The sequence below is a fragment of the Mycobacterium sp. genome (assembly GCF_049280035.1).
Classification (GTDB): Bacteria; Actinomycetota; Actinomycetes; order Mycobacteriales; family Mycobacteriaceae; genus Mycobacterium.
The window spans coordinates 1-3969 of the sequence record NZ_JBAPPI010000466.1 but is presented as its reverse complement, the minus strand read 5'-3'; the positions used below and the strand labels follow the sequence as shown (position 1 = coordinate 3969).

Below are 3969 nucleotides of genomic sequence, written 5' to 3'. Positions count from 1 at the left end.
GATACTCACCGACGACCGGGCTATCCACGACACAATGGCCTCGATGATCGCGCACGGTGTGTTCACCCGCCATCCGAAACTGAAGGCGGTCAGCATCGAAAACGGCTCCTACTTCGTGCACCGGCTGATCAAGCGCATGAAGAAAGCCGCTAACAGTCACCCACGGCTGTTCCCCGAGGATCCGGTGGAGCAGTTGCGCAACAATGTCTGGATCGCGCCCTACTACGAGGATGACTTGTCCGAACTGGCGTCGGACATCGGCGTCGACAAGATTCTGTTCGGGTCGGACTGGCCGCACGGCGAAGGCTTGGAGGATCCGGTGTCGTTCACCGAGGAATTGGTCGGATTCGATGATGGCGATGTCCGAAAGGTGATGCGCGACAACGCGTTGGATTTGCTAAACGCCAAGGTCGGATCGGTCGCTTGAACGCTGCAGGCTACGCACACCCATGAGCGAGTGGACCATAGGGGCGGTCCTGGACGCGATCGCCGAGGTCATCCCGGACCGGCCGATCACCGTGTGCGGTGATCGTCGCAGCACGTTCGCCGAAACCGCGGACCGCACCCGTCGGCTGGCGAACTTCCTTGCCGCAAAGGGCTTCGGTGCCCACCGGGAACGGGCCAGTCTGCAGAGCTGGGAATGCGGGCAGGACCGTGTTGCGCTCGTCATGCACAACGATCTGTATCCCGACATGGTGGTTGGTTGCCTGAAGGCCCGCACCGTTCCGGTGAACGTCAACTACAACTACACCCCGCGTGAAGTCTCCGAACTACTCGACTATGTGCGGCCGCGCGCCGTCATCTACCACAAGTCTCTGGGCGCGAAGTTCGCCGACGTGTTTCCGCCCGATGGTGCCGATCTGTTGCTGTCGGTCGAAGACGGAAGTGGAGGACCGGAACTGCCCGGTGCAGTGTCGCTGGACGATGCGCTGGCGCACGGGGATAGCGACCATCGGGTGACGGCGTCGCCGGATGACCTGCTCATGATCTGTACCGGCGGCACCACCGGCCGGCCCAAGGGTGTGCTCTGGCGCCAGTCCGATCTCTACGTGTCGTCAATGCTGGGGGCCGATCATGCGTCCGCCAAGGAGATCCATGACAAGGTGCGCCCAGCCGCCGGACCGCCGTGGTTCGCGGTGTCACCGCTGATGCACGCCGCTGGCATGTGGACGGCGTTCGCGGCAATCATGGCCGGCACGAGCGTTGTGCTATACGACACCAGCAAGAGGCTCGATCCGCGGTTGGTATGGGAGATGGCTGAGCGCGAAAAGGTCGGCATGATGACGATGGTCGGGGACGCCTACGCCGCGCCCCTGGTTGACGAGCTGCAGCGCGGTCAGTACGACTTGTCGTCGCTCAACGCAATCGGAACCGGCGGCGCCGCAACGAATCTGAAATACCAACGGGCGCTGCTGGAACTGCTGCCGGACATCACGCTGATCAACGGATATGGCTCCTCGGAAACCGGAAACATGGGATTCGGGAACAGCCACGGTGACACCCACGCCGACACCTTCACGCTGCGCGAGGGCGGACTGGTCATGTCCGAGGACTACAGCCACTTCCTTCGACCCGGAGAACACGAGGTCGGTTGGGCTGCCCGAGAAGGGCGAATCCCGCTCGGATACTTCGATGATCCCGACGCCACCCGGAAGACATTCCCCGACGTCGACGGTAAGCGGGTGGTGATCTCCGGCGACCGGGCCAGTCTGGAGAAGGACGGCACGTTGCGGCTGTACGGCCGTGATTCGCTGGTAGTCAACACCGGCGGCGAAAAGGTCTTCGTCGAAGAGGTCGAAGAAGTCTTGCGCGCACATCCAGCCGTCGCCGATGCATTAGTGGTTGGCCGCCCCAGCGAACGCTGGGGCGAAGAACTCGTCGCGCTGATCGAACTGCGCGACGGAGCCGGGGCGGTACCTGAGCTGCTGCACACGCATTGCACGTCGCAGCTGGCGCGGTTCAAGGTGCCCAAGGAGTTGATCTTCGTCGATCACGTCCAGCGCTTGGGCAACGGCAAGGCCGATTACCGATGGGCGAAAAGTCAAGCGACAGAAAAGGCGCCGATGTCGACATGAACGCAGGCTCAGCAAGCCGAGTGATTGACTGCCTGGTCAATGTGCACTTCGGTGAGACCGAGAAGCAGCCCACGTGGATGCTGAAGGTGCGCGACGACTACTTCAAGGGTCCGGAGTCGATGTTCGCGCCGGTCGATCTGGCGGAGTTGATCGACGAGATGGACGAGCAGGGTGTGCGTCAGGCCGTGCTGATGGACAACCTCGTGAAGCCGTCGGTAACCGCGCGCAAGTTCGTCGAAGCCAAGCCTGATCGGTTCGCGCTGGCGATGGGCGGGGTCAACCTGCTGCGGCCGATGCCGTCGCTGCGGGAGCTCAGCGCTGTCGTCAACGACCTTCCGGTCGCGTATGCCGCTGTGGGACCGAGCTTCTGGGGCGACGGCCAGTACCCACCCAGCGACGCCGTGTACTACCCGCTCTACACCGAATGCGCGGAGCTTGGGCTACCGTTGTGCATCAACACCGGCCTTCCCGGACCGCCTATCCCTGGGGAGGTGCAGAACCCCATTCACCTCGACCGGGTCTGCGTGCGGTTCCCCGAACTCAAGCTGTGCATGATCCACGGCGCGGATCCTTGGTGGGACATTGCGATCCGATTGCTGATCAAATACACCAACCTTCGCCTGATGACGTCAGCTTGGTCGCCGAAGCGGCTACCGCAGAGCCTGCTGCACTACATGCAGACCCGCGGGCCCAACAAGGTGATCTACGCCTCCGACTGGCCTGTGCTGAAAATGCGCCGTGTCATCCCCGAAGCTCAAGCTCTGGACCTCCCCGCCGACGTCCTGGAGAACTACCTCTACAACAACGCGCACGAATTCTTCTTTCAGGGCCAGAAGGAGCACTGACCATGGACCGCTACGAACTGCGCAGACTCGACTACAGCCTGACCGAGGATCACCAGGCGTTACAGGCCGCGTACCGAGATTTCTTCAAAACGCACTGCCCGATCGAGACCGTCCGTGCCGCAGAGGAATCCGGGTTCGACAAGAGCCTGTGGGAGCGGCTGTGTGCGATGGGGGCAACGACCATGGCGTTGCCCGACACGGCCGGCGGCGACGGTGCGACACTGGTCGACCTGACGTTGGTGGCTGAGGAGATCGGGCGTTCGCTGGCACCGGTGCCCTGGATCGACCATGTGTGCGCGGCCCGGTTGCTGGCCAGACTCGGCTCGACGGAATCCGACGTCGTGAACGGCAAGCAGCTCGCGGCGTTTGACCCGCAACATGACAACGTCAGCGGGGTTCGGCTGATCCCGACCGGATCGATCGCCGACCAGATCATCGTCCGTGACGGCGAGGACGTGGTGCGGCTGACGTTCGATACCCGCCCAACCAAGGTGGATAACATTGGCCGGCTGCCGATGGCGTGGGTCGATCCGGCGGCCGCCGACACCAGCGTCGTGCTGGCCAGCGGATCCGACGCTTTGGCGAAATATCAACGAGCACTGGATGAATGGCGGGTGCTGACCGCAGCGGCATTGACGGGCCTGGTCGAAGAGGCCATGACAATCGCGGCGGAGTTCGCCAAGAACCGCTACACGCTGGGTGTCCCGATCTCGACCCTGCAGGGCATATCCCATCCGCTCGCCAACATCGCGATCACGGTGCAAGGCGGCCGCAATCTGACACGGCGCGCGGCGTGGTTCCTGGACAACGAACCCGACGAGCGCCCAGAGTTGGCGCCCTCGGCGTTTGTGTTCATGGCCGAGGAAGCGTCGAAGGCCGCGACCGTGGCGGTGCATGTGCAAGGTGGTCTCGGCGTTTCCGCGGAGGCCGCCGCGACCGCGTATCTGGTGCGTGCCCGCGGCTGGGCGCTGGCCGGCGGGGACCCCGGCGCCAGCGCCAGGTATGTCGCCGAGCTTGTTGCCGCGCGCGAAAGTCGTTGAGGAAAGGAC

General features: G+C 63.5%; 4 protein-coding genes. All 4 read left to right on the top strand.

Features of this window, described 5'->3' with window-relative positions:
• Window positions 1–427: amidohydrolase family protein (locus tag WAN71_RS15395; RefSeq protein WP_422226158.1), on the top strand; the 427-nt coding region annotated here is incomplete at its 5' end.
• Window positions 428–449: 22 nt separating this feature from the next.
• On the top strand, window positions 450–2075 hold the full coding sequence (locus WAN71_RS15390) for an acyl-CoA synthetase (protein WP_422226157.1): 1626 nt from the start codon (window positions 450–452) through the stop codon (window positions 2073–2075).
• A complete protein-coding gene (locus WAN71_RS15385; RefSeq protein WP_422226156.1) occupies window positions 2072–2920 on the top strand; it encodes an amidohydrolase family protein in 849 nt (282 codons plus the stop codon). Before WAN71_RS15390 ends, WAN71_RS15385 begins: the two co-directional genes overlap by 4 nt.
• 2 nt (window positions 2921–2922) lie before the next feature.
• On the top strand, window positions 2923–3960 hold the full coding sequence (locus WAN71_RS15380) for an acyl-CoA dehydrogenase family protein (RefSeq protein ID WP_422226155.1): 1038 nt from the start codon (window positions 2923–2925) through the stop codon (window positions 3958–3960).
• The last annotated feature ends 9 nt before the right edge of the window (window positions 3961–3969 follow it).